The organism is Pseudomonas sp. GV105, from assembly GCF_003058185.1.
Lineage (GTDB): Bacteria > Pseudomonadota > Gammaproteobacteria > Pseudomonadales > Pseudomonadaceae > Aquipseudomonas > Aquipseudomonas veronii.
Genome location: NZ_QBUF01000002.1, coordinates 58699 through 79719 on the forward strand (window position 1 = coordinate 58699; position 21021 = coordinate 79719).

The following is a 21021-nucleotide window of genomic DNA, read 5'->3' on the forward strand; positions in this document are numbered from 1 at the left end:
CATGGACTCCGATACTCCAGATACTCCAGCCGCAGCGCCTGCCACAAAGGCTAAAGCTGCTCAATCGCCATTCAAGCTTACCGTCAAGTTCGCCTTTGCTGACTACCAAGTCGGCCAGGCTATTACGGACGCTGATGAGGTCGCCGCCGTACTGGCCGGTGACTGCGACGGCAAGGTCCTGAAAGTCGCCAACGCCTAACAAGCGAAACCCACACACAAGAAGCCGCCCACTGAGGCGGCTTTTTCATTAGGAGGACGCCATGCCCATTTACCCGGCAGGCAGCTTGAACACGGCGGCACTTCAGGCCCCGGACCTTTACATCCAGATCGTGGCGCCCAAGACCCGCTACATCAACGGCGTGGCTACTGACATCCTGGGTATCGTCGGCATTGCTGACTGGGGCCCGGTGAACAGCGCCACGCTGATCGGATCGCCCGGTGATGCGTCGCAGAAGTTCGGCACCCAGACCGTGCGCAAGTACGACCTGTGTACCGCTATCGCTGTGTCGGTCCAGCTCGGCGCCTCGAACATCCGCGCTGTGCGGGTAACCGACGGCACCGACACTGCGGCGACCAGCACGCTCAAGGACACCGCCGCCGCAACTGGCGCGACCCTGACCGCCTACTACACCGGCACCTTGGGCAACTCGCTGAGCGCGACCCTGGCCACCGGTTCGGCTGCATCGAGCTGGAAGCTGACCATTTCGCTGCCAGGCGTGTCGCCTGAAGTGTTCGACAACATCACCGGTACCGGCCTGGCGCTGTGGCAGAACATCGTCAGCGCGGTCAACAACGGCCAATCCGGCATTCGCGGCGCGTCTCAGTTGGTCGTTGCCACAGTCGGCGCTACCACGCTTGCCCCGGTCGCGCTGACCCAGACCGTTGCGTTCACGTCCGGCACGTCGGGCAATACCACCCTGACCGACGCTGTGCTGGTCGGTGTAGACGGCGTGATCGGCTCGGCCCGCAAAGGCATGTACGCGCTGCGCGGCACCGGCGCCCAGGTTGCCAACTTGGTCGATGTCACCGACAGCACCCAGTGGCCGACCATGCTGACCTTCGGCTTGTCCGAGGGATGCTACATGGTCACCCAGGGCGTTGCTGGCGCCTCCTACACCACCGTCGCCACCGCGCTGACCACCGCCGGCTGTGACAGCTACGCGCTGAAGGTGCTGTCGGGTGACTGGGTGTACTGGCAGGACCAGGTGAACGGCCAGCAGCGCATGATCGCGCCGGCCACCTTCTCCGCAGCCAAGATTGCATCCCTTTCGCCACACCAGAGCGCCCTGAACAAGTCGATCACCAATGCGGTGTCGACTCAGCGCAACCTGGCGCAACAGCCGTACAGCATTGCCGAAATCGGCGCGATCAACACCGCGCGCCTGGACGTCATCACCAATCCATGCCCGGGCGGCAGCTACTTCGGCCATCGTTCCGGCCTGAACTGCTCCAGCAACTCGGCGGTGAACGGCGACAACTACACCCGGATGACCAACTTCATCTCGCTGACCATTGCGGCCTCGTTCGGCGGCGTGATCGGCCAGTTGCAGACGCCGGATGTGCGCCGCACTACCAAGTCCACCATGGAGAGCTTTCTCCAGAACCTGGTTGATCAGGGGATGATCGGCGACGTCAACGGCGGCGCGGCCTTCTCGGTGCAGATCGACGCCGCAAACAACCCGGATTCACGCGTTGCCCTGGGCTACATGCAGGCCGACGTGCAGGTCAAGTACCTGTCCGTGATCCGCTACTTCCTCGTAAACCTCGAAGCCGGCCAGTCCGTCTCGATCGTTGCGTCCGCCACCCCCCGCGCCGCGTAAGCGACGAAACCACTATCAAGCCCGGCCTAGCGCCGGGGTTTTCGTTTGGAGAACGCCATGCAAGGTGGATACAACACGGGGAAAGACGTCGCGATCGACATCAACACCCCCAACGGCCCGATCAGGCTGAGCAAGATCATGTCCTTCGATTCGAAACCGAAGGTCACCAACCAGGAAATCACGCCGCTCAATGGCCAGACCGATGAGCTGATGATCCCTAAAGGCTGGACCGGCACCTTCGAAGCTGAGCGCGTCGATTCGACCCTCGATGACTGGTGGGCCAAGTTCGAAAGCGACTACTACAACGGTGTAAACCAGAACCCGGCAACGATCACTGAAACCATTCAGGAGGTCGGCGGCGGACAGACCGTGTGGCGCTATACCAACGTGATCCTGAAACTTGAGGATGCTGGCAAGAAGGAGGGCGACAAGACGATCCGTCAGTCGATGTCCTTCACCGCCCGCCGCCGCCAAAAAGTTTCTTAACCCTATTTGCATGGCAGCCCGGCAGGGCGCGGGACTCGTCACCCCGCACGCCATGCTCCTTGACGACTCACTGACCAGAGGTGTTACCCATGGCTACCGTAAAAGTTACCGAATCCGCTGCACCGGTCCACGTTGACCAGAAACCCAAATTCACCACCATCCACGACAGCCTTGGCCGCACCATTCAGCTCCGAAAGCTGGGCCCGCTGGAACAGGGTCGGATCGTGATGGCCGTCGGCGGCGAAATTGCCGGCAACCAGACCTACATGTCAGGCTTCGCGCTGCCGGCCGCTATGGTCGTCTACATCGACGATGTCGGTTTTGGTCTGCCGCAGACCAACAAGCAGATTGAGGCCGTACTGCAGGAGCTGGGCGAAGAGGGCATGCACGCCATCAACGCTCACTTCACCGAGAAGTACGAGGCCGCCCAGGCTGAAGCCGAGGCCAAAGCACTCAAGGAAGGGCTTAACGCCGAGCAGGCCGCAGCAAAAAACTAGCAACGAACCCCGAGTTTCGCCGGGATTGTTGGCTGGTGAAAAACGGGGTTCCGTTCGGTAGTTTGTTTGATTGTGGGCCGCTGGAAGACTACGAGCGGTTTGCCTTCTCCATCATGTTCTCGGAATTCGAGGGCTCGGGCGTCTGGAACTGGCACAGCATGCAGTTCGACAAGAAGGATTGAGCCATGGAGTTCAAAGACCTCGGCAGCCTGGCGCTGCATATGGCTGGGCAAGAGGTGGCGTTGCTTGCCAGCCTGCGCGCCGGGCTTGAGAAGTGCGCCGTGCGCGTTGAGATGACCGCAAAAGCCGAGATCGGCCATTATCAGGCAGGCATTGGTCCTTTTCCGGCCTGGGCTGAGCTGGCCGAGTCTACCGAAGAGCACAAGGCGAAGATGGGCTACCCGGCCGACTCCCCGCTGCTCGCCAGCGGCGAAATGCAGGGAAGCGTTACGCACGCCACAGGCATCTTGGAAGCCGTCATCGGCTCAACCGACCCGAAGATGGTCTATCACGAATTTGGGACGCCAAAAATGCCGGCGCGCCCAGTGATGGGGCCGGCACTGCTGACAAACAAAGAGTTCATCCGCCGCACGCTGGGCGCTGCGACAGTGGCAGGGTTGATCGGCGGGCAGGCTATCCATGCATCGCTTGGCTACGACTCTACTCTGTGACCCACATCGGCCCGTTGTCGGTCTTGACCTGGATGTACGGGCTCTCCCGCTTGATCACCTTGAAGCTGCCGCTGAGCGGCTTGCACATGTAGGTCGAGAGGTTGATCAGCGATTCTCGCATCTCTGCCCGCTGGGCCACGTAGTGCGGGTTGTCGGACATGATGTTCTGCATCAGCACCAGGCGCGACCGCTGCGTCACCTGGTCTTCACACCCATATTCACCATTTAGCTGCAACTCGGCCGCCATCACGGCGCCAGAGAGTGCGGCCAGCGCAATAAAAGCTGCTGCCTTTCTCATTTTGTCACCCGAAAAGGACTGAGTAGAGGACGACGGCGACGACTGCCAGCGCGCCGCCGGCAAAGATCATCACCAGGCTGCTGAGTGTGAACACGAGCAGGCCCGTCTGGATGCCCATTCCCTGACTCATGGGCGCCTCAGCCGCGTCCACGTCCTGAATCCGGCCATTCACCCACTGATACGTGCGCTGATTATTTGCCATGTGATCCAACACCACAAAAGGAAAGCTCATTATGGCATTTGAGGCGTATTCCGTCGCCGTCAAGCTGTCGCTGATCAACCACGTCAGTGCTGGCATGGCCATGATCAGCAAGAGCCTGGCCTCTACCGGTGGTGACGTCGACAAGCTGAATACAAAGCTGGCCTCGATCGGTAAGCAGGGCGCAATTGGCGCCGCGATGTTCGCTGGCGGCCTGGGCCTGGCCTCGATGCTCAAAGGTCCGCTCGACGAAGCGAAGAAATTCCAAAACGAGACGGAGCGCTTCCGCTCCCTCGGCCTGGGCGACAAGGTCACCGCCGACGCGGTGAAGTTCGCCAGCGGCATGAACACCTACGGCACCAGCATCCGCGAAAACCTCGGCCTGCTGCGTGACGCACAGACGGTATTCGGCGACTTCCACGAAGCGCAGATGGTGACCCCGCTCCTGGCGAAGATGAAATTCGCAAACGCCGCGCTGTACGGCGATGAAGGCGGCGCCATGAAAGACCGAGCCTTCATGGACATGCTAAAGGTCATCGAGATGCGCGGCGGCCTGTCCAGCCAGGAAGCATTCACCAACCAAGCCAACATGGTCCAGCGCGTACAGACCGCAACCGGCGGCAGGGTAGGGGCCAATGAGTACCTGAACTTCATCAAAACCGGTGGCGTTGCTGCCAAAGGGATGAAGGACGAAAACTTCTACTACGCCATGGAGCCGCTGATCCAGGAGATGGGCGGCAACCGCGTAGGTACAGGCCTGATGTCGGCCTATCAGAACTTGGTACAGGGCCGCACCACTCAGCGCGCAGCCAACGAGCTGATGCGTATCGGCATGCTCAATCCGAAGATGGTCGACTACGACAAGGTCGGCAACATCAAGCAGATCAAGCCCGGCGCCGTGTCGGGTAGCGACATCATGATCTCTGACCCCATGAAGTGGATGCAGACGGTCATGCTGCCTGCGTTTGCAAGCAAGGGGATCACTGACAAGCAGGCGATCCTCAACGAAATCGGCGCCATCTTCACGAACCGCACCGCCTCGCAGCTCTATTCGACGATGTACCTGCAACAGGCGAACATCGCGAAGAACTTCAAGCTGAACAGCGGCGCTGCGGGCATTGATGAACTTGATGCGAACGCCAAAAAGACGCTTACCGGCAAGCTGATTGAGCTGGACAAGAAGTGGATCGACCTGCAGCTCAAGCTCGGCGACGTGATTCTCCCGCTGGCTATCAGGGCCGTGGATGGTCTCAATAACGCCATCAAGAACCTGACGATCTGGATCGACGCCAACCCCGGCAAGGTCAGGGCGCTGACTTACGCTTTCATGGGCTTGGCGGCCTTCCTGGTTACCGGCGGCCTGATCAACATGGTCATCGCCGCCGGGCGCGGTTTTGTTCTGCTCGGCCAGGCTATGATGTTCCTGGGCGGGCGAGCTTTGGCTCCGCTGATCCCATGGATCGCCAGAATGGGCACTTATTTGGTCATGTTCGCCATGAATGTGGGCAAGGCCATCCTGTTCCTGGGCCGCGCGCTGCTGCTGAACCCGATCGGTTTGGTCGTCACGGCAATCGCCGCCGCTGCCTTCCTGCTCTGGAATAACTGGTCGGAGATCAGCGGCGCGCTGAAGCTGATGTGGAGCGACATGAAGACCGGCTTCGTCAAGCTGTTCAATGGCGACATCGGTGGGGCTTTCAAGTCCTTCGCGCTGGTGTTCCTGACCGGCTGGCAGACGATCTTCAACACGCTGATCGCCGGGGCCAACACGATCCTGCCGGCGTCCATGCAGATATCGAAGACCACGTTCGCCGACGACTACCGCAACAGCGGCAAGCCGAAAGAGCCGTGGTCGCCGATGGTCGCCCCGGTCCCCGGAAAGCAGTCCGGCGGAGGCGAGCAAAACATCAACCTGTACCTGGACGGAAAGAAGTTGACCGACGTCGTCATTCAGCGGGCGGCCAAGGAGGCCATGCGCCCGCGCACCGGCACCCAGGGCTTCGACCCGACTCGCAGCATGTTGATGCCTGGAACCCCAAGCACAGCACTACCAAGGGGATAACCGATGAGTCTCACAACCTTCCTGGACAACTTCGCACCAGGTGGGGACCCGTTCGCCACAAGGTTGATATTGGGGGATTTTGAGTTCACCGGACTTGAGGTTCCAGAGTCGGTTTCTCCCGGAGCCGGCAAGCAGCAACTGGTGATCCACAAGATGGTGGGGGGGAAGCGCAAAGTCGACGTCTTGGGCGTCGATTACGACAACCTCTCATGGTCTGGGTGGATTATTGGGGCGACGGCTGGCGATCGCGTTAGCGAGCTTGAAACCATGCGTGATGTCGGGGCCCCCCTGACATTTAGCATGGACGGCTACTACTACAGCGTGGTCATCCAATCGTTTACGCCAAGGTTTGAGCATGTTTATCGCCGCCCATACACCATTGAGTTGGTTGTTGTGTCGAGCCTCGACACGCCAGTCACCGAGAACGCCTTGGCCGGAACGCTCGACAGCCTGATCAACAGCGACGTCGGTGAATCGCTCGGCCTAGCCAGCATCATCAACTCAAGTTCGGTCTCAAGCGCCATAGATACCGTGAAGAGCGCGGTTTCGCAGGTACAGGGGTTCGCCAACGCGACAATCGACACTGTGCAAACGGTGATCCGGCCGCTGGTAGCCGCTCAGGCGGTTGTCCAGTCTGTGATTGCGCAGGTTGGGGCGTCGGTGAACGACATCACGACCCTCGGCGGCCTCGTTCCCGGTAACCCGGTTGCGCAAGCAGCCAACAACGTGCTGCGCCAGGGTGCCGCGCTGACCCAGCTCGCGCCGCTCTATCAGATGCAGAGCGTGCTGGATCGGATGCAGAAGAACGTCCTGTCCGGGCCGCTGGCCAACGGCACGTCGAGCGTCACCACCAGCAACAGCAGCTTGCAGAAAGTCGCAGCCGACGCCTACGGCGACCAGTCCAGATGGACCGAGATCGCCGCGGCAAACAGCATCACCGACCCGCGCCTCGACGGCATCCAGACCATCAAAATCCCAGTAGGTGAATAAGTGGACCTGAATACCAAGGAGACGGAGCAACTCGTCCGGCAGGTGGTCGGGCGCCTTCTACTGAACGGCGTTCATGTGCCGTTCTACTCGTTCGATGTCGACAGCAACGCCTTCTACTCGGCCGATACCTTCTCGGCAGTGCTGGTGATGAGTGATTTGCCAGCGCCCTACAACACCATGAATTGGTGGGGCTCGCAGACCTCGATTGACGTCTCGATCTGGGCCGGCTTGATCAATCAGGGAGCTCAGGACTGGAAAGAGCTGATCGTCGGCGCCGTGGACCACCTGTCCATCCACCCCGCGAAGCTCGAGGTCTCTATCAGCGGCCGGGACTACACCAGCCGCTTCATCGATCACAAGACCAATGAGAAATTCGCCAACATGACCACCAGCCAGGTGGCCACGTTGCTGGCTACTCGGCGCGGCCTCACGCCGGTCGTTACGGCCACGACCACGCAGGTTGGCGGCATCACCAAGTGGGACCACGCGCACGTAACTGATGAGCGCACCGAATGGGATGCGCTGGCCTACTTCGCAGGGCTGGACGGGTTCCAAGTCTATGTTTCCGGAAGTGAGCTGCACTACGAGCCCGCGCTCGACCCGCAGACCACCGACCAGTACGTGGTCCGCTGGGTTCAGCCAGGCGCCTACTACTACCCGCAGTCGAATACGGCCGACGACATCACCTTCGAGCGCGATCTGACGCTGGCCCTTGGCGTGACAGTTCAGGTCATTTCCTACAAGGATGGGAAGACGGTTACCGCGACGTACCCGAACAACTCAGCCAAGGGTATTTCGCCCGGCCAATCCACGTCGAAGCGCCAGGTTTACGAGATAAAGCGCAATGGTCTGGACAAGGCTCAGGCGATTCTGCTGGCCCAGAAGATCCACAAGCAGATCACCGATCACGAAATGCGTATGTCCTGCTCGATGCCGGGCGACAACCTGCTCATGCCGAACACCATCGTGCGCCAGGAAGGCACGGGCTCCGGTTTTGACCAGCTCTATTACGTCGATGCGGTGCGCCGCTCGATGAGCTTTGACGCCGGCTACACGATGAGCCTGACCGCCAAGAACCATAACCCCAACTCACTGGTGCAGCCATGATCGACAGCCTCATGAATGCGGCTAGGCAGCGCCTCGGCGATGACGGCACAGGCCCGCGCACCGGGACCATCACTAGCTACGACGCTACCAATGGTGTGGTGAAGGTTGCCATCCAGCCAGAAGGTCGCGAGACAAACTGGATCAAGCTGGACTGCCCAGGTGTCGGCAACGGCTGGGGCGTGCAGATCGGCCCGCAGATCGGCGACGAGGTGACGGTTTCGTTCGATTCGTCCGACCCGAACCTCGGAAAGGTCACGGCGCGCCACACCAACTCGCTGAACCTTCCGATGCCAGTGCCGTCCGGCGAGATCTGGATGGTTCACAAGTCTGGCTCCCTACTCAAGTTCAACACCGACGGCACCGTCACGCTGCATTCCGCGGTGGCAATCAGCTACGACGCTCCGGCGCACCAGTTCACCGGCGGCCCGGTAACGATGGATCACACCCTCACCGTGACCGACTCAACAGGCATCGTCGTAACCGGTGGCGACGTCAAGGCCGACACGATCGCTCTGAAACTTCACAAAACCAGCCAGGTCATGCCGGGCACCGGGACATCTGGAGTACCTGTGCCATGAAAGACCTGAACCACTACGCCGGCGGCGACCTTTCGTTGTCGCCGACGGGCAGCCTTTCGACTGTAGAGGGCATCGAGCGTGGAAAGCAGCGAATCCTGCGGCGGCTAATCACCAACCCCGGCGACTACCTGTTCCACACAGAGTACGGCGCAGGCCTGGGCCGATACGTTGGTGCGCTCACCAACGTCCCCGAGATCATCGCCCTGATTCGCGGCCAGATCCTGCTCGAGGATTGTGTTGCCAAAAAGCCAGCCCCTGTTATTTCGGTCTCCACTGACAACGAGACCCTTTCCGTGACTATCAGCTACACCGATGCGCCGCTTGGCGAGCCGGTGACGCTCTCGTTTGAGGTAAATCGCTGATATGGCATCGCTCAATATCAAGGACTTCACCACGCTGGTACGGGATCAGGTGACGGCGATTCAGGGCCGCGCCGCCGGTCTCGTGGACTTCACGATCGGCTCTTTGCTCCGCGCCATCGCCGAAAGTAATGCCAGTATCTTGCAGTGGCTCCAACAGTTGATCGTCACGCTGCTGGCCACTACCCGCGCATCCACGTCTTCCGGGGCCGACCTCGATAGCTGGATGGCGGACTTTGGCTTCTATCGGCTGTCTGCGAGTTTTGCAACTGGCAGCGTTACCTACTCACGCTTCACGCCGACCCTCTCCGCGCTTATCCCAATCGGCTCCATTGTTGGCTCCACTGACGGCTCACAGCAGTACACAGTCACGATCGACACGACCAACCCCATGTATAACGCCGGGCTTGGTGGGTATCTGATCCCGTCCGGCACGGCGTCTGCTACTGTTCAGGTTGTTGCGAGTACGGCAGGCGCTGCCGGAAACGCTCTGATCGGCACCGTGACTGTAATCGTGGGCAGCATCAGCGGAATCGATACCGTGACCAATACAGCCGTGTTCGCGGGCGGCGTTGACCAGGAAGAGGACACGCCATTCCGGTCGCGCTTCGTTCTTTGGGTGCAGTCGCTGTCGAAAGGCACGAAAGCCGCCATCCAGTACGCGTTGTCCTCCATGCAGCAGGGAGTCAGCTACACGCTGACAGAGAACCAGGACTACAGCGGCAATCTCCTTTACGGCTACTTCTACGCAGTGGTTGATGATGGTAGCGGGGCGCCCCCTGGGTCGTTTTTGGTAACCGCGGGCGCCGCCATTGAATCCGCCAGGGCATTCACCACGCGCTACGGGGTTTTTCCTCCGGTACTGGTGACGGCAAACGTCGGCATGACAATCACCACCGACTCCACGGTTGTGCATAGCGTTGTCGTCGCCCAGGTAGTCGCCGCGATTCAGGTGTACATATCCAGCCTGGCGCTCGGTCAGATCCTCCCCTATACGCAGCTCGCCGCTATTGCATATGGCGTCACGCCGGCCATCACAAATGTTTCAGCGGTGCTTTTGAACGGCGGCACGGCAGACCTTGGCGCAACCAATAAACAGGTCATCCGACCAGGCACAGTGACGGTGGCTTAAATGAGTGTTGGCGACCAAAGCGACATGTTTGAGCGCTTGAAAAGCCTGCTGCCATTTGGGTGGTTCGGCGACAACAACCCCGTCCGTGATGCGTTGCTGTGGGGTTACGCGCAGGCGCTGTCATGGGGGTTCACCCTCTATCTATATGCGAAGGCGCAGACCCGTATCAAGACGGCCACCGATGGCTGGCTCGACATCATCGGGCTCGACTTCTTCGGGAACAGCCTGATCAGGTACGCAGGTCAGTCGGACACCAGCTACCGCAACCGAATCCTGATCAATATTTTCAGGGAGCGAGCAACCCGGCACGGCATGGATCAGGTTTTGTTTGATCTCACCGGCCGTCGGCCGTTGATTATTGAACCGGCCAAGCCGGACGATTGTGGATGCCTTGGGATTACGCTTGGGCTTGGTGTCGCCGGCCCGCTTGGCTCCACCAGTTGTCCCTATCAGGCATTTGTGACCGCGTATCGGCCGACCGGGAATGGCGCAGAGAATTGGCCTGGGGTCGCCACCAATTGGTTCGGCCTATCCATGACCAGCGGCCTATTGCCCGCCACCCAGCTTTTCCCCGAAGTATCAGACGCTGACATCGTTGCCGCTATCGAGGCGACCAAGCCATACGGCACCACGGTCTGGTATCGCATCACCAACTGACAACCATTCATTCGAATCTAGGCCCGCCATGTGCGGGCCTTTTTTATGGGGCACCCATGGACAGACAGATCGTATATCCAGGCCAGATCCTGCCTGAAACCTCCCTTTTGCAGATGGCAAAGGACGCGATGATCGGTAGCGCCAAGCTGGCTGCGGCCGTGCTTGGCACCAGCACCATCGCCAATGGCTTTGCCGTGACCCCGACGGGCCCAGCTTCGCTGCAGATCGTTGTGGCGCCTGGCGAGATCTACAGCCTCGCCAACATCGACTCGCTGGCCTTCTCCTCGCTTCCAGCCGACACCACGCACTCGATCCTGAAGCAGGGCATCATGCTGGACGGTGTCACCCTGAGCTGCTCGGCGCCCACAACCACCGGCCAGTCGATCAACTACCTGGTGCAAGCCACTTACCAGGATCAGGACTCCACGCCGGTCCTCCTGCCGTATTACAACAGTGCAAATCCGGCGCTGCCCTACAGCGGCATGGGTAACAACGGCATGACCCAGAATACTGCTCGCAAGGGCGCAGCGATCGTTCAGGTCAAGGCTGGCGCATCTGCTGCAACTGGTAGCCAGGTAACTCCGGCGCCAGACGCCGGTTACGTTGGGCTGTACGTGGTAACTGTTGCCTTTGGCCAGACCACAATCACGTCGGCAAGTATTGCTCAGTATGCCTCGGCGCCACTTCTGCCTTCCGGCCTGCTGCAATCAGTGCAAAGCGGTAACGTTTCGTTTTCCCTGGATACAGGCACGGCAAACGCCTACGTCTGCGCGTTCTCCCCTGCAATAGCCACCCGTTTCGAAGGTCAGATCCTGCGCTTCAAGGTAAAAACCACGAACACTGGCGCCAGCACGTTTAATGACGGCCTTGGTACGGTTCCGGTCGTCGGCGGGGCTCACACGCCACTGCAAGGCGGTGAGCTTTTTGCCACTGGCGACGCATGGGTCCAGTGGAATAGCTCTATTGGCTCAGGCTCGTACATCCTGCTTTTTTGCACGGGCGCTCCTGAACAGATCGTCCCCGGCACTCAAGCCAACCATGCTGCCACTGTGGCTCAGGTCGGCGCCGCCACTATCGGTTACGGCTTGGATACTGGCGCGGCGAACGCCTATGCTGTCACGTATTCTCCGCCAGTAACTGCAGTGGTGGATGGCCTTGCGCTGCGCTTCAAAGCGACGAATGCAAATACCGGCCCGAGCACATTCAACCCCAATGGTCTTGGTACTAAACCTCTGGTTGGTACTGGGCACGTAGCTCTTCAGGGTGGCGAGATCGTTTCGACGAGTGAGGTCTGGGTTCAATACAACGCGACGTTCGGCGGAACCGGGGCGTGGGTGCTTATTGAAAGTACTGGTGGCGCACTGCAAATTCCCCCAGCAACACAAAGTCAGCAAGCGATCAACCTGAGCCAAGCAACCAGTACTTTCGCTGCGCTCTCTGGCAACTCGTCCGTTGCATTTTCTGTAAATACAGCATCTGGTGCGAATCAGGCTGTTCCATTGTCGCAGGCGCAATCAACTTTTGCTGCAATTGCCGGCAGTTCTTCTCAGGCATTCAGTGTGGCCGCTGCCTCTACAGGCTCGCAGGCTGTAAATCTGACTCAGGCGAACGCCGCATATGCAGCTTCCGCCGGCAACTCTTCAAATGCTTTTAACGTGTCGACTGCTGTTTCAGCCACCCAAGCTACCCCGCTTGCACAGGTTCAGTCGTTAGTTGCGGGATCGCCTACTGTTCAGGGGGCATTTAAGAACTTGCGCCTTCTTGCTACAGGCACTGGGCGATCTGTGGTTGTGTCTGCTGATGAGATTGTTCTTGAGAACACTTCAAACCAATATGTAACACTTAGAGGGGTGTCTATTACCGGTAACAATGGCACCGGCATGGATACAGGCACCGTGGCCTCATCGACTTGGTACAGCGTTTGGCTTATTTACAATGGATCTACTCAGTTTGTGTTGTTCTCGCTGAGCACTACATCCCCGACGATGCCGGGAGGCTACACTTATAAGGCAAGGATCGGATGGATCAGAACTGACTCAACAGCAAACGCATACCCGCTTGGTTTCATTCAAGCGGGCAGGTCTTTTAAATATGTTCTCGCGGCGGGGTCAAATATGACTGCTTTCCCGCAAATGGCAAGCGGGGTTAGCGGGAGTATTGCAACTCCGTCTTATTCGTCGGTTGCTGTTGCCTCGTTCTTCCCGCCAACAGCTGCAGTTGTTGAGACAATTGTCGGTGTTGCAGCGCCAAATGGATTTGTCATGGTCGCCGCAGATTCAGCTTATGGAGCCTACACAAGCGCCACAAGCATCCCATTTACCTATTCGGCCGGCACTAACGGGCCATACAGCTCTGGGTTCGCAAGATTTATTCTTGATACTCCCAATATCTATTGGGCCTCGTCCCTCGCCGGCAACACCCTTAACGCTCTTGGATGGGAGGACAACCTATGACTGGATATGCAGTTCGAATTGATGGTCAGGGATGGCGTGCGGTTGATTGCGAGTTTGCTGACCCTGATGATCCGCTAAAGATCTATCCAGATCCTAAAACCGAAACATATTCTGAAACCCTTCCGCCTGCGCCAATTCCTTGTGCTGCTGAGGTTTCAGCGACGGCTCTGGCTAATCGAGATGTTCTTCTCGGTAAAGCATCCTTGCGAATCTCCCCTCTCCAGGATGCTGTCGACCTTGATACAGCAAGCGCTATAGACATAGTACTGCTCAAAGCATGGAAGCAATACCGAGTGGCTGTAAATCGGATTACAGAGCAGCCAGGTTATCCGGATTCAATTGAATGGCCGGAAGAACCAACCACGCCTACCACGTAGGGAAATTTAAAATGGTCATGATTTGGTATTGCAAGATTGACGGTACAGATGTTGTTGTGCTGTCAGAAGATCAGCCATGGCCCTTGCCGTCAGGCTGGGTTCAGATGAATGATGTTCGGCCAGATACTCGACTCGACAGATTTGGCGATTGGTATGGCCGAGCAACGGGGATATGGGAATGGGTAAAATACCCTGATCCGCCGTTCAACGTCGTTTATCACGAGGGTAAGTTGAAGAACGCCGATACGATGGTCGAGATTGCCATTGAAACGCTGCCAGGGGACATCGCTGCGCGCCTGGCCGCACTCGAAGCCGCAGCTTCCCCGCCATCCACATAACCGCGATGCAGGAGCCGCCTTAGGGCGGCTTTTTTGCGTCTGGAGAAAGCCAAATGCTCAATATCACCAAGGCGATTTTCCAGTGGGTGTTTTTGCTCGCCTGCAATATCGTCACCGACCTTATCGGGTTGTTTGTGGTGGCAATAGCCATCCCGTTCCGGGTTGCAGATGTCAGCAAGAGCGATGGCCGGCCGATCGCCAACCTGCCGCGCTGGGCATGGCTGTTCGGCAATGACTACGACGGGATGCTGGGCGACAGGCGAGGTTGGTGGGCTGAAAACACACCTTTCGGCTGGCCGGTCGACTCGTTCATGGCGATGTGGTGGTGGGCGGCGGTGCGCAACCCGGTCAACAACATGCGGTTCGTCAAGCTGTGGCAAGCGCCGGTCAAGGGCAGCACGATCACCTATGCGGGCGACTACACCGTGCGCGACCACCCTGGCGAGGCTGGATGGCAGTTCGTGACCACTGAGAATGGCGGAAAGCACTGGTACGGGTTCTATCTGGTCCACCAGTGGAGCGATACGCGAGCGTTTGTGATCCGTATGGGCTTCAAGGTGCAACCGGATGACGCCGGTACCGATGGCGAGCCGCTCGGGATGACGACAAAAATCAATTTCTACAAGGCAATCTGACATGCGTACATCACAGAACGGTATCGCCGTCTTGAAGCACTTCGAGAGCTGTTCGCTCAGCGCCTATCCAGACCCAGCCACAGGCGGAGCGCCATGGACAATCGGCTGGGGGCACACCGGGCCTGAAGTCGTTCCAGGACTTGTATGGACGCAGGCCAAGGCTGATGCCCAGTTGCTTGCAGACTTGTCAGCTCGCGAGTTGACGGTCTCATGCGCAGTCACCGGCGGGTTAGACCAGGGCCAGTTTGATGCGCTGGTTGACTTCGTCTACAACCTCGGCGCGGGTAACTTCGAAGGATCGACGCTGCTGAAGCTGGTCAACGCTGGCGACATGTCCGGCGCTGCAGCACAGTTTGCCCGCTGGAACCGCGCCGCGGGCAAGCCCATGCGCGGCCTAACTCGGCGCCGGGCCGCCGAAGCAGCGCTGTTCTCCGGGAAGACTGGCACCCAGGCCGTGGCTATAGGAGTCGCAGCAGCATGAGTACGATCTGGCTGAAGATCCTCCCTTATATAGTCGCGCTGCTGCTAGTGGCTTGCGCTCTGTTCGGCGCCTATCACCACGGCGTAAGTGTCACAAACGAGACCTGGCAGTCGCAATGGAATGCACGCGACACACGGGACGCCCAGGCTAAAGCCGAAAATGAGGCCGCCGCCCGGGTGCGTGAACAGGCCTATCAGCAATCAATCAATAAGGCGGTACAAGATGGTCAACGCACGATCGATCAGGCTACGGCTGATGCTTCCGCTGCTCGCGCTTCTGCTGACGGCTTGCGCGGGGCGGCAGACTCTCTTGCCGCTCGACTCGCAAACAGTCAAGCCAGCAGCAATTCCTGCACTGCCACTTCAAGGGCGGCAGCTACCCGTGACGCCGCTCTGCTCGCCGACGTGCTCAAGCGCGCTGACCAGCGAGCGGGCGATCTGGCAGCAGTTGCTGACCAAGCCAGAGCCCGGGGCCTGACTTGCGAGCAGGCGTATGATTCAATAACAAACATTGAGCTGCACTTATTTCCGAACTCATCAAAATAAAGATTTAGTGCCAGCGCTTTGAAATTGATTCGGGGCTTTGCGGTGTTATTTTTATGTATGATCCCCTTGAACGGATACACTCCAGAACGTGTTCACTTTCATCGCTGCAAAGTATCGATATTGCATCGTCAGGAGAAGAGGGGTTCAAGGCGACAGACCCCCTAACAAGCTCTGATTCGTGGCGTGCCAGGAGCAACAATTCGCCAGGGTCGGTATCTGGGCAATTTGCAATTCGGAAATAATCTTTCAGGTCGCGGTTCATCTTTCGAAGATTCCTATAGCAGCTTTGAAGATAGCCGCTGCTTGGTCTCCAAGACTGAATTTTTGGATATCTCAAAAAGTTCGTCTAGATCGGTTTCGCCAGTTTTTACTGCGCCCATTTTTTTGTGGAATGAAATAACTTTCTCATTCTCTTTTCTTACATCGAAGTGGGATTTTGAAAGTTTTAGCTCTTCGAATCCAAATTCGTAAACAAGGAATGCGCTTTCGAGCGCCGCGTACTTTGTTTTTTCTTCATTGAGAATCCAGCTTCCCCAGCAGAATGAATCGCCGACAATGTCGTAGATCCGGACGGTGCCGCACCGCGTGCCGTCCAGGCGCTCAATTATGAAGTAGAACTGCAGTTTGTCGGCTTCGTCTGCTTTGTAGCGGCGAATCCAGTTGACCTGGGCCTCTACATCCCCGGTAACGGCAGACAGGTGCTTGTTGTATTTTTCGTCAACGCGTAGGCCGACGATGAACTCGGCGTCCGATTCTTCAACCAGGCGCATCTTCACGGTTTTTGATGTCAGGATCATTGATCACTTCCGTATGCTTGGGGGCTTGGTACTGTATACCAATAGGTCAGGTTTTAGGGAGATGTGTTAGGTCGGCAGGACGCCGGGGGAAATCTGGGGGAATCACTCCCCCAAAAGATGTGGAGAGGTGTTGTGTCTTGGTGCGTTGAAAGCGAGGCCCTGAAGGGGGTCTGAGGGATTAGCGCCAATGATCATTCGGAGCGAAAACGGATTCGAAATCCGTTGTACCTTCACCGGTACCTAGGGTTCGAATCCCTATCTCTCCGCCATTATTAAATACGACTAAGCCCCTGAAATGGTTGAACATTTCAGGGGCTTTTTCGTTGTTGGGGTTTGGTTTAGGGCAATTCTCAAGGCTCGCCCAGCAGCCTTCCATCACTCATAAGGATTTGGTGATGCGATACCCGCTACCGCGCCTTGTTGCGCGGCTCTCCCGCCGCTGCCTACTCAAGCAATGTGGTGGTCTCCGTAGAAGGCGCAGCAGGCGTTATTCAGTACGCCGAAGCGCGCACGTACCTGCAGCTTTTGGATCGGGGTGAAAAAACCATGAACTCCCCCGAAAGCGAATATCACTTCGAGCTGAAAGATGCTTACTTTGTTCGAGTCCGTGTTGATGCTGCCAAACTCGCACCGATTCTCTTTCGAATGTCTTGCCAAAACTGGGGGGGGGCGTGGTACGCCGGGCTCGAGGGATCTACTCGTGGGAGCCGGTCCCGATCACATGGCACGCGAGGTGGAAGCCGCATTGGCCTGGTTGCAACATCAAGGTGAGTAGGGCCAGCGGTTAGCCAAATTGGCGAGCGGGAGCTATCCGTTGCTGAGCAGATGCGGCAGCTGGGACTGGAGCCATCGGCGGATAGGACTTATCGCAACTGGGCCCAGCGACTGCATGATCGAATGATTGCTGAGTTATCGAGACGCTCTGAGAGACGCGGTACTTGACCATCTGTCAGGATAGTTTGCGCCGATAGTGCGTCAAAGTTTTATCACTGTGTCGTTGCGGAAAAACACTTGAAACGCCTACTTTGTAGATTTTCTGTTAGAGAGTAAAAAGATCTCAGGTTGGTTGCTTGCATCTCCGTATAGGACGGATCCCCATCGCTATCGAGTTATAAAGGTTGGACGAGTGATGTCATATTTTGTTGAGGTTGACCAAATAAGAGAGCGCCTTTAGATCCTTCGGGATTTCAGTCGCTGTAAATAGTTTTGCAGGTTCAAAGCTAATGAAACCCAATGCTTCTTTGACGACCTGATTTTTGTCTCCTGTTAGTAAAGCACTGGCCAACGAAAAAGTGCTTTCGATGTTAAGGCTGATGTTGAAGCTGGAAGCAACTCTTCGTAGTAGGCCTTTCGTAGCTGAGGCATTGACGTTGGTTATGGATTTTTTGAGGTTTGCTATTGCTGTCACTAAAGCTCTCTCGGTGTCTGGCTGAGAAAGAATCAGTTGGTAGATGTCGTCTAGATGATTTCGAAATTCTAAAAGTTCATCTTCTCTCTTGTCTTTGTAGTTTAATATGTCATCGAAAGATGATTCTGGGCTTGGAATCGGTAGGCATTCATAAATTTTTATTTCGATCCCTGGGTTCTTCGTAAGCTGATTCTCGCTCGGAGAGAGCTTGTGATTCGCCAGGCTCCACTGCCCAGGTTGGACACTATGGCGTATCTTCAGGGCATTTTCGATTAGGTTTAGTTTTGTGTGCTTTGGCTGAAATGTAGAGCCCTCGTCGTGCAGTGTGTGCTCTAAGATCCCAGCGCTCTCGAGAAATTTATCGTCAGGTGTTGATTTAAAACCTATTCTGGTAGTTTTTGGGATGTCAATTTTGTCAAAGTAAAGTAAGTATTTTTTAAAGGTGTCGGGGTGAATGGTTCCTAAGTAGCTAATGTTTTTATGTGTGTCGAGATCTAGTGAGGGTGCTATAACTATCCCTCTCATGTTGTTTTCAATAGTCATGTTGTGTGTACTTTATAAGTTGGGTCTGATTTTAAGTTAAGTTATCAGGGGTTGCTGATTGAGTCTAGTGAAGGCTTTTAAAAGTTCTAATTGATAACGTTTCGCACGCATCAAATTTCCCCGGCGATGAGCGAGAGTAAACCCAAGCTCTATAGCTACCACTGGCAAAATACTCGACTCGGCTGGCTCCGGGATCATCCACTTTGTGCTGAATGCTCTCGTCGCGGTCGCACCGGCGCCGCAGTGATCGTGGACCCTTTGATCCCCACCACGGCGACGTACATCTCTTCTGTGGCCGCGACGGCTTCTCCAACGACCCGATCATGGCGGGTGTCTGACTGCAAAATTTTTTTATGATTTCAGTTTGGCGTTTCTGAGTGTGGGGGAGTATCAGGACACGGCAAACAGATGAAACGCACTTGTGTGAGTCCCACCGTGGGACTAGGATCATTCTATGAGAATCATCGCGATCAGCCAGCTCAAGACTTTTTGGCAGAAATATCCGGATTCAGAGCAATCCCTCCTTGCCTGGATTGACGAGGTCAAGAAAGCGAACTGGCAGACGCCCGCAGACATCAAAGGCCAATTTCGCCATGCGAGCGTTCTCAAGAGCCGCCGGGTCGTGTTCAACATCAAGGGCAATGACTACCGGCTAGTGGTCGCTGTGGCCTACCGCTACAGCGCTCTCTATATCAAATTTGTCGGCACACATAAGCAGTACGACGCCGTTGACGCAGATACTGTTGAAATGGAGTAACCCATGAACATTCGCCCCATTCATACCGAACAGGATTACCAAGAAGCGCTGAAGGCTGTCTCGCCGCTGTTCGATAATGAACCAGAGCCAGGGACTCCTGAAGGGGATTACCTAGAGGTAATGATTACGCTGATCGAAGCTTATGAAGCGAAACACTTCCCGGTTGACCTGCCCAACCCGGTGGATGCCATACGTTTCAGGATGGAGCAGTCCGGTTTGTCAGCGACAGACCTTGTGCCTGCCATCGGGCGCAAGAATCGGGTTTATGAGGTTCTGAACGGGAAGCGAGCTCTTACGCTGCCGATGATTTGGAAACTGCATGAGATGTTTGGGATTCCGGCGGAGAGTTTGATTAAGCCGGTAAAAACTCTGTAGTACTGAGCTAGTTTGATTTGCTGAAAAATCCGGGCTTCTGATAAGAGTGCCGGATTTTTTTTGCCTGCCGTTCATGGCTGACCGACATCGGTGGCCGCAAGGGCTTTTTCAACAACCCGATCATGGCGGGCGTCTGACCGTGAAACGCTGGAAACCCGGACGGCTGCGCGCCGCCTTGCAGCAGTGGCTCGGCGTGCCCATCGGCTTGGCTGAAAGGGCCTTCTGGCAAGAGTGGTTCAGCACCTCCAGCAGTGGCAACGCCGTGTCGGTCGATTCCGCCATGCGGCTGGACAGCATCTTCGGAGCTTCGCTGTCAGCGGAAGAGGCCGCAGCGAAGGTCTTCGCCAAACGTTCTATGAGCCTGCTCGTAGTCTAGAAAAGGCATTAGATAGGTTTCGGGGTGTGATCAATCCAGCGAGGCGACTCTAACGGTGTAATGTAAGAGTCGCAAAGCTATTCAGCTGGATGGGTTATTTTTTGAAAATTTGTTTTTTGGGTGGATGAATTTTTTCGTGGAGTTTTTTTGCAACATCTGATCTGGATGTTCGCACCAATATACAGAACACGGAGAAAATCGAAATTGCGACGATTGCCAGAAGAAGCCCTCGTTGCCCCTTGAGCCCATTGTTTACATGCTCACGGTATTTGTCCTCGCCAAAGAGCGAGCAGATGATGTTGATGTTTTTTTCTGAGAACTCGTGATTGATAAATTTTTTAAGTGATTCCGGTGACTGGCACTCTTTCTCTGTTAGCGTTGGGTTGGATTTGAAAAAGCTGAATTTAGCATCGCCCTCGGATAGGTAAAATGACGGAGCTTCCGGAGCGTCTTTCAATGAAACCATCAGGTATTTTGCGTTCGTAAGTGGTACTGAAATGCTGATAATTACGAAGAAAAAGAAGAGTAGCGCAAAAAACGCACATTGAGCTTTTTTCGAAAACAGGGTCTCTTTAAATTTTAGGCTGTTAAAGTTTTTCCAGTCTATATATTTTCTTGCTCGTGCAACATCTCTATGGCAGAAGCCATTTTTCTTGATCCATTCTTCGGCGAGTTTGGTGTCAGCCAAGTTCTGTGCGGGTATGTTGAACTCGAATCGGTAGTATTCAACTTCCCTGAGGTTTTTTCGTACTTGTTCGTAGTCTTCGGTTTCAAATTTTGTGGAGCCGCCGAAAAAGCGCCACATTAAGTCGCGTAGGAGTATTAGTGAGCCTGAACGTGAATAAATGTACAAAGCTAACAGGCAAATGGCGATACCGCTACCTAAGCTTACCAGTGTTGCATAGTTTTCAAATGTCCAGTTTACGATGTTGTCGTTGAAGTTTTGCTGTGACACAGAGTCATCCTTGATTTAGTTCTGATGGAAGGTTTAATTGGCTTTTTAGCCATTAAGCAATAGGCATTTTTAACTCGTCCTTAAGTTTTTTGTGTCTGCGGCGATAGAGGTTTATACCCTACAGGGAG

The 21021-nt window shown here is 56.3% G+C and carries 27 protein-coding genes; 22 read left to right on the forward strand and 5 right to left on the reverse strand.

Annotated elements, in window-relative coordinates; genetic code table 11:
- Position 1 precedes the first annotated feature (1 nt).
- The 6 genes from C8K66_RS03915 (at position 2) to C8K66_RS03935 (ending at position 3474) form a co-directional block, all read left to right on the forward strand.
- Positions 2-199, forward strand: coding sequence for a hypothetical protein (locus C8K66_RS03915; protein ID WP_108524317.1), 198 nt, complete (start codon positions 2-4; stop codon positions 197-199).
- A 61-nt stretch (positions 200-260) separates the two neighbouring features.
- Positions 261-1820, forward strand: a complete 1560-nt coding sequence (locus C8K66_RS03920) for a phage tail protein (RefSeq protein WP_108524318.1) — start codon at positions 261-263, stop codon at positions 1818-1820.
- Positions 1821-1877: 57 nt separating this feature from the next.
- Positions 1878-2306 (forward strand): hypothetical protein, encoded by a 429-nt coding sequence (locus C8K66_RS03925; protein ID WP_108524319.1) that lies wholly within the window; start codon positions 1878-1880, stop codon positions 2304-2306.
- An 89-nt stretch (positions 2307-2395) separates the two neighbouring features.
- Positions 2396-2803, forward strand: a complete 408-nt coding sequence (locus tag C8K66_RS03930; RefSeq protein ID WP_108524320.1) for a hypothetical protein — start codon at positions 2396-2398, stop codon at positions 2801-2803.
- Positions 2804-2838: 35 nt separating this feature from the next.
- Complete coding sequence (locus C8K66_RS30865; RefSeq protein WP_158276044.1) at positions 2839-2985, forward strand: hypothetical protein; 147 nt, start codon at positions 2839-2841, stop codon at positions 2983-2985.
- Positions 2986-2988: 3 nt separating this feature from the next.
- Positions 2989-3474 (forward strand): hypothetical protein, encoded by a 486-nt coding sequence (locus C8K66_RS03935; RefSeq protein ID WP_108524321.1) that lies wholly within the window; start codon positions 2989-2991, stop codon positions 3472-3474.
- Here the strand turns inward: C8K66_RS03935 and C8K66_RS03940 are convergent.
- Positions 3464-3772, reverse strand: coding sequence for a hypothetical protein (locus C8K66_RS03940; protein WP_132849937.1), 309 nt, complete (start codon positions 3770-3772; stop codon positions 3464-3466). The genes C8K66_RS03935 and C8K66_RS03940 overlap by 11 nt on opposite strands.
- Before the next feature lie 4 nt (positions 3773-3776).
- Positions 3777-3974 carry a hypothetical protein gene (locus C8K66_RS03945; RefSeq protein ID WP_132849938.1) on the reverse strand — a complete coding sequence of 66 codons (198 nt, stop codon included), beginning with the start codon at positions 3972-3974 and terminating at the stop codon, positions 3777-3779.
- 31 nt (positions 3975-4005) lie between these two features.
- Between C8K66_RS03945 and C8K66_RS03950 the strand changes: the two genes are divergently transcribed.
- Genes C8K66_RS03950 through C8K66_RS04010 form a run of 13 tightly spaced genes read left to right on the forward strand, consistent with a single transcriptional unit; the run spans position 4006 to position 15682 of the window.
- Complete coding sequence (locus tag C8K66_RS03950) at positions 4006-6030, forward strand: hypothetical protein (protein WP_108524324.1); 2025 nt, start codon at positions 4006-4008, stop codon at positions 6028-6030.
- 3 nt (positions 6031-6033) lie between these two features.
- Positions 6034-7020, forward strand: a complete 987-nt coding sequence (locus tag C8K66_RS03955; RefSeq protein ID WP_108524325.1) for a hypothetical protein — start codon at positions 6034-6036, stop codon at positions 7018-7020.
- The gene (locus C8K66_RS03960) at positions 7021-8127 is read left to right on the forward strand and encodes a rhs element Vgr protein (RefSeq protein ID WP_108524326.1); all 1107 of its coding nucleotides are present in this window, start codon (positions 7021-7023) and stop codon (positions 8125-8127) included.
- Positions 8124-8705: a phage baseplate assembly protein V gene (locus C8K66_RS03965; protein ID WP_108524327.1), complete on the forward strand. Its 582-nt coding sequence runs from the start codon at positions 8124-8126 to the stop codon at positions 8703-8705. The genes C8K66_RS03960 and C8K66_RS03965 overlap by 4 nt, the downstream gene beginning before the upstream one ends.
- Positions 8702-9067 (forward strand): phage tail protein, encoded by a 366-nt coding sequence (locus tag C8K66_RS03970; RefSeq protein ID WP_108524328.1) that lies wholly within the window; start codon positions 8702-8704, stop codon positions 9065-9067. Before C8K66_RS03965 ends, C8K66_RS03970 begins: the two co-directional genes overlap by 4 nt.
- Position 9068: 1 nt before the next feature.
- Positions 9069-10196 (forward strand): baseplate J/gp47 family protein, encoded by a 1128-nt coding sequence (locus tag C8K66_RS03975; protein ID WP_108524329.1) that lies wholly within the window; start codon positions 9069-9071, stop codon positions 10194-10196.
- Positions 10197-10853 (forward strand): hypothetical protein, encoded by a 657-nt coding sequence (locus C8K66_RS03980; protein ID WP_108524330.1) that lies wholly within the window; start codon positions 10197-10199, stop codon positions 10851-10853.
- 56 nt (positions 10854-10909) lie between these two features.
- Complete coding sequence (locus C8K66_RS03985; RefSeq protein WP_108524331.1) at positions 10910-13306, forward strand: hypothetical protein; 2397 nt, start codon at positions 10910-10912, stop codon at positions 13304-13306.
- Positions 13303-13683: a tail fiber assembly protein gene (locus tag C8K66_RS03990; protein WP_108524332.1), complete on the forward strand. Its 381-nt coding sequence runs from the start codon at positions 13303-13305 to the stop codon at positions 13681-13683. The genes C8K66_RS03985 and C8K66_RS03990 overlap by 4 nt, the downstream gene beginning before the upstream one ends.
- Positions 13684-13694: 11 nt before the next feature.
- Positions 13695-14021 (forward strand): hypothetical protein, encoded by a 327-nt coding sequence (locus tag C8K66_RS03995; RefSeq protein ID WP_108524333.1) that lies wholly within the window; start codon positions 13695-13697, stop codon positions 14019-14021.
- Between the two features lie 53 nt (positions 14022-14074).
- Positions 14075-14656, forward strand: a complete 582-nt coding sequence (locus C8K66_RS04000) for a hypothetical protein (RefSeq protein WP_108524334.1) — start codon at positions 14075-14077, stop codon at positions 14654-14656.
- A 1-nt stretch (position 14657) separates the two neighbouring features.
- Positions 14658-15137, forward strand: coding sequence for a lysozyme (locus C8K66_RS04005; protein WP_108524335.1), 480 nt, complete (start codon positions 14658-14660; stop codon positions 15135-15137).
- On the forward strand, positions 15134-15682 hold the full coding sequence (locus C8K66_RS04010) for a DUF2514 family protein (protein ID WP_108524336.1): 549 nt from the start codon (positions 15134-15136) through the stop codon (positions 15680-15682). The genes C8K66_RS04005 and C8K66_RS04010 overlap by 4 nt, the downstream gene beginning before the upstream one ends.
- Positions 15683-15957: 275 nt before the next feature.
- Here the strand turns inward: C8K66_RS04010 and C8K66_RS04015 are convergent, their stop codons facing one another.
- Both C8K66_RS04015 and C8K66_RS04020 read right to left on the reverse strand, forming a co-directional pair.
- Complete coding sequence (locus C8K66_RS04015) at positions 15958-16479, reverse strand: GNAT family N-acetyltransferase (RefSeq protein WP_108524337.1); 522 nt, start codon at positions 16477-16479, stop codon at positions 15958-15960.
- A 1132-nt stretch (positions 16480-17611) separates the two neighbouring features.
- The gene (locus C8K66_RS04020) at positions 17612-18430 is read right to left on the reverse strand and encodes a DUF6236 family protein (protein WP_108524338.1); all 819 of its coding nucleotides are present in this window, start codon (positions 18428-18430) and stop codon (positions 17612-17614) included.
- A 454-nt stretch (positions 18431-18884) separates the two neighbouring features.
- Between C8K66_RS04020 and C8K66_RS04025 the strand changes: the two genes are divergently transcribed.
- From C8K66_RS04025 to C8K66_RS04035, 3 genes are all read left to right on the forward strand, one after another.
- On the forward strand, positions 18885-19187 hold the full coding sequence (locus C8K66_RS04025; RefSeq protein ID WP_046384363.1) for a type II toxin-antitoxin system HigB family toxin: 303 nt from the start codon (positions 18885-18887) through the stop codon (positions 19185-19187).
- Between the two features lie 3 nt (positions 19188-19190).
- Entirely contained in the window at positions 19191-19562 is a 372-nt protein-coding gene (locus C8K66_RS04030) for a type II toxin-antitoxin system HigA family antitoxin (RefSeq protein WP_108524339.1), read from the forward strand.
- A 139-nt stretch (positions 19563-19701) separates the two neighbouring features.
- A complete protein-coding gene (locus C8K66_RS04035) occupies positions 19702-19938 on the forward strand; it encodes a hypothetical protein (RefSeq protein ID WP_057004976.1) in 237 nt (78 codons plus the stop codon).
- A 94-nt stretch (positions 19939-20032) separates the two neighbouring features.
- On the opposite strand, the gene C8K66_RS04040 is transcribed toward C8K66_RS04035, so the two are convergent.
- Complete coding sequence (locus tag C8K66_RS04040; RefSeq protein ID WP_108524341.1) at positions 20033-20893, reverse strand: DUF6216 family protein; 861 nt, start codon at positions 20891-20893, stop codon at positions 20033-20035.
- Positions 20894-21021: the final 128 nt, after the last annotated feature.